Genomic DNA, 3645 nt, shown 5'->3' on the forward strand with positions numbered 1-3645 from the left:
AATCAGAGCGCCTGCCCGCTATGTGTCCCGCCAATCGTGACGACCCTCGAAAACCAATAAAACCGGCGGAGCGCGGCGCGGCAGGCCGGCCATCCGCGGATTTCTCCAAGGTGCTTGTGGTCGGCAAATCGTCGATCAACCGGGTCGTGGTGTCGAAGATCGTGGAGAAGTCGGGGCTGAAGCCGATCTCGGAGTCACCCGAGACGGCCGAGAAAGCTCTGGCCAGCCTGGTCCCCGGCGCAGTGATCCTGGACGGCGGCCCCGACAACAAGGATTGCGACGGGCTGTTGTCCGGCATCGATGCGCTGCGGCGCGCCTCCGGCAAGGCGCTGCCTTCCGTGATCCTGCTCTCAACCAGGAATGGCACGCCGGACAGCCTTGGCCTGTCGAATGTGGTCGACGTGGTGGTCGCCAAGCCAATCACACCTGAAAGACTGCAACCTGTGATCGATCGGATGGTGGGCCGCGGCTAGACGGCGGCTTTCAGCCAGCCCTCACGATGGCCTCGACCAGGGTCGGCAGTTCGCCAAGATCGGCAATCCGGCGAAAACGCGGCGCCGCGACGGGCGCCTCCGCATGTTCGACCGCCCAGGTCAATTCGTGCGGCACATGGATGCCCCAGCCGCCGGCCTCGATGGCGGGAACCACGTCGGACTTGAGCGAGTTGCCGACCATCATGCTGTTCTGCGGACCGTCGCCATGGCGGCTGAAGATGCGGGCGTAGGTGTCGGCGCTCTTGTCGCTGACGATCTCGACCGCATCGAAGAGATCGCCCATTCCCGACTGCGCCAGCTTGCGCTCCTGATCGAAGAGGTCGCCCTTGGTGATCAGCACCAGATGGTAGGACTCCGCCAGCCTTTCGACCGTCTCGCGCGCATGCGGCAGCGGCTCGATCGGGTGGCTGAGCATCTCGCGGCCGGCGGCCAGGATTTCGCCGATGACCAAACCAGGCACCTCGCCACCGGTGATCTCGACGGCTGTCTCGATCATCGACAAGGTAAAGCCCTTGATGCCGAAGCCGTAGAGGGCGAGGTTGCGCCTTTCCGCCTCGAGCAGCCTTGCCGCGATGTGCTCATGATCGCCGTGCTCGGCCAGCAAGGCGGCAAAGCGCTTCTCGGTCATGCGGAAGAACTGCTCGTTCTGCCACAGCGTGTCGTCGGCATCGAAGCCGATTGTCGTAAGAGCGGACATGGGCAGACCCTTTGCGGATAGGTTTCATCTAGACCTTGTCGGCTGGCGCCGCCAGCAAGAAGACAGACGCGGCGGCAGGTCGACACTCGTTGTGGCGACTCTGGCGCCTCCCCTTCCCTTCCCCCGCGGGGCCCGGCTATACTTCGAAATCCGCAACACAATCTGGTGAATGATGCCGCCTGAAAAAAAGGAAGTCCGTCCGTCGAGCCGGGGGGGACGCGCCCGCACGCCTGCCTTCCTGAAAAGCGAACGCGGTGTGAAGAACTGGAAGGAGGCCAGCGCCTGGCTGGAATGGCGCGGCATCGAGGACATCGAATGCATCACGCCGGACCAGGCCGGCGTCGCCCGCGGCAAGATGATGCCGTCGAAGAAATTCACCTCCAACACATCGCTTGCGCTGCCTTCGGCCGTGTTCATGACGACGATCTCCGGCGGCTACCCGGAAGACGGCAACGGCTTCCACTATCCCGAGGATGACGGCGACCTGAAGCTTTTGCCCGACCTCTCGACGCTGACCGTCGTGCCCTGGGAGGAAGATCCGACCGCTGCCGTGATCTGCGATCTCGTCCATCAGGACGGCCGCTCCGTCGAATTCACGCCGCGCAACGTGCTGAAGCGCGTGCTGGCCGCCTATGACGAACGCGGCCTGAAGCCCGTGGTGGCGCCCGAGATCGAATTCTATCTGGTACGCAAGAACCCTGACCCGGACTACCCGCTGACGCCGCCCGTCGGCCGCTCCGGGCGGCCGATCGGCGGCGGCGCCGGCTATTCGATCGCCGGCGTCAACGAGTTCGACGAACTGATCGACGACATCTACCATTTCTCCGAGCGGCAGGGCCTGGAGATCGACACGCTGATCCACGAGGAAGGCGCCGGCCAGCTCGAGATCAACCTGCGCCATGGCAATCCGATCGAGCTCGCCGACCAGGTCTTCATGTTCAAGCGCACGATCCGCGAGGCGGCGCTGAAGCATGAAATCTACGCCACATTCATGGCAAAGCCGATCCAGGGGCAGCCGGGTTCGGCAATGCACATCCACCAGTCGGTCCTCGACAAGAAGACTGGCCGTAACATCTTCTCGGCCGAAGACGGTTCCGAGACCGACGCGTTCTTCCATTTCATCGGCGGCATGCAGAAGCACGTGCCGAACGCGCTGGTGATGTTCGCGCCCTACGTCAATTCCTACCGCCGGCTGACGCAGGCGGCCTCCGCGCCTGTCAACACCAAATGGGGCTACGACAATCGCACGACGGCCTTCCGCGTGCCGCGATCCGACCCCGCGGCGCGGCGCGTCGAAAACCGCATCCCGTCCTCCGATGCCAACCCCTATCTGGCGCTCGCCGCCTCGCTCGCCTGCGGGCTGATCGGCATGACGAAGAAGGAAAAGGCTTCGGCGCCGGTGCTGACCACGGCCAATGAGGACGAGATCGACCTGCCGCGCAGCCTGCTCGAAGCCGTCGACCTGTTCGAGGGCGACAAGGAGCTCGGCGCCATCCTCGGAAAATCCTTCGCCGCAACTTACGCGGCGATCAAGCGAGCCGAGTTCGAGACCTTCATGGAAGTGATCAGCCCGTGGGAGCGGGAGTATCTGTTGCTGAACGTGTGAGAGAGCGAATAGCGAATAGCGAATAGCGAATAGCGAATAGAACAACACCAACTTCATTCCCTATTCGCTACTCGCTATTCGCTTTCCCTTACTGAAAAAGCCTCGCGTTCTGGCGAATCATGCCCTACCAATCCCCCATCTCCCCCGGCCGTTCCTGGTATGAGGACACTGTCGGGCCGCGTCCCGAATATCCGGCGCTTGACGGCGATCGGACCTGCGATGTCGTCATCATCGGCGGCGGCTTTACGGGACTTTCGGCGGCGGCGCATCTGGCCAAGGCGGGCACGAATGTGGTGCTGATCGAGGCGCACCGCTTGGGCGATGGCGCGTCGGGGCGCAATGGCGGCCAGCTCGGCACCGGCCAGCGCGCCTGGGCGGAGGAACTCGAGGACGAATACGGTCTCTCCCGCGCCAAAGCGCTTTTCGATCTCGCGGAAGAGGCAAAGACGCATCTGCTGGACTTCGCGGCAGCCAACCGGATCGAGATCGACTACATGCCTGGCCAGCTGTCGGTGGCGCACAAGCAGCGCTATGTCGACGACTACAAGGCGCATGCCGAGATCATGGCGAGCCGCTTCGGCTACCCGCACATTTCCTTCATGGACGCGAAGGAAGCCGCAGGGCGGCGGGGCTCGACGCGCTATTTCGGCGGCACGCGCGACACCGGCACCGGGAACATCCACCCGCTGAAGCTGGTGATCGGCACGGCGAAAGCAGCGGCCGGGGCCGGCGCGCAGCTGTTCGAGCGGACGCCGGCGACCGGCATCGTCTGCGGCGGCGGCAAGGTGAGGGTGACGACGCCGAAAGGCACGGTCACGGCCGAGAAATGCCTGATCGGCGTCAACGCC

At 64.1% G+C, this 3645-nt stretch carries 4 protein-coding genes; 3 read left to right on the forward strand and 1 reads right to left on the reverse strand.

Going from position 1 to position 3645, the window contains the following annotated elements:
* The first annotated feature begins 20 nt into the window (after window positions 1-20).
* Window positions 21-473: a response regulator gene (locus EOA29_RS28910; protein WP_126092562.1), complete on the forward strand. Its 453-nt coding sequence runs from the start codon at window positions 21-23 to the stop codon at window positions 471-473.
* A gap of 10 nt (window positions 474-483) precedes the next feature.
* Here the strand turns inward: EOA29_RS28910 and EOA29_RS28915 are convergent, their stop codons facing one another.
* A complete protein-coding gene (locus EOA29_RS28915) occupies window positions 484-1191 on the reverse strand; it encodes an HAD family hydrolase (RefSeq protein WP_126092561.1) in 708 nt (235 codons plus the stop codon).
* A gap of 172 nt (window positions 1192-1363) precedes the next feature.
* On the opposite strand from EOA29_RS28915, the gene EOA29_RS28920 reads away from it, so the two are divergent.
* Window positions 1364-2797, forward strand: coding sequence for a glutamine synthetase family protein (locus EOA29_RS28920; RefSeq protein WP_126095808.1), 1434 nt, complete (start codon window positions 1364-1366; stop codon window positions 2795-2797).
* A gap of 119 nt (window positions 2798-2916) precedes the next feature.
* Window positions 2917-3645 (forward strand): FAD-binding oxidoreductase (locus tag EOA29_RS28925; RefSeq protein ID WP_145969846.1); only part of this gene is annotated, 729 nt, incomplete at its 3' end.

This window comes from Mesorhizobium sp. M1E.F.Ca.ET.063.01.1.1 (genome assembly GCF_003998155.1).
In the GTDB taxonomy this organism is placed as follows: domain Bacteria; phylum Pseudomonadota; class Alphaproteobacteria; order Rhizobiales; family Rhizobiaceae; genus Mesorhizobium.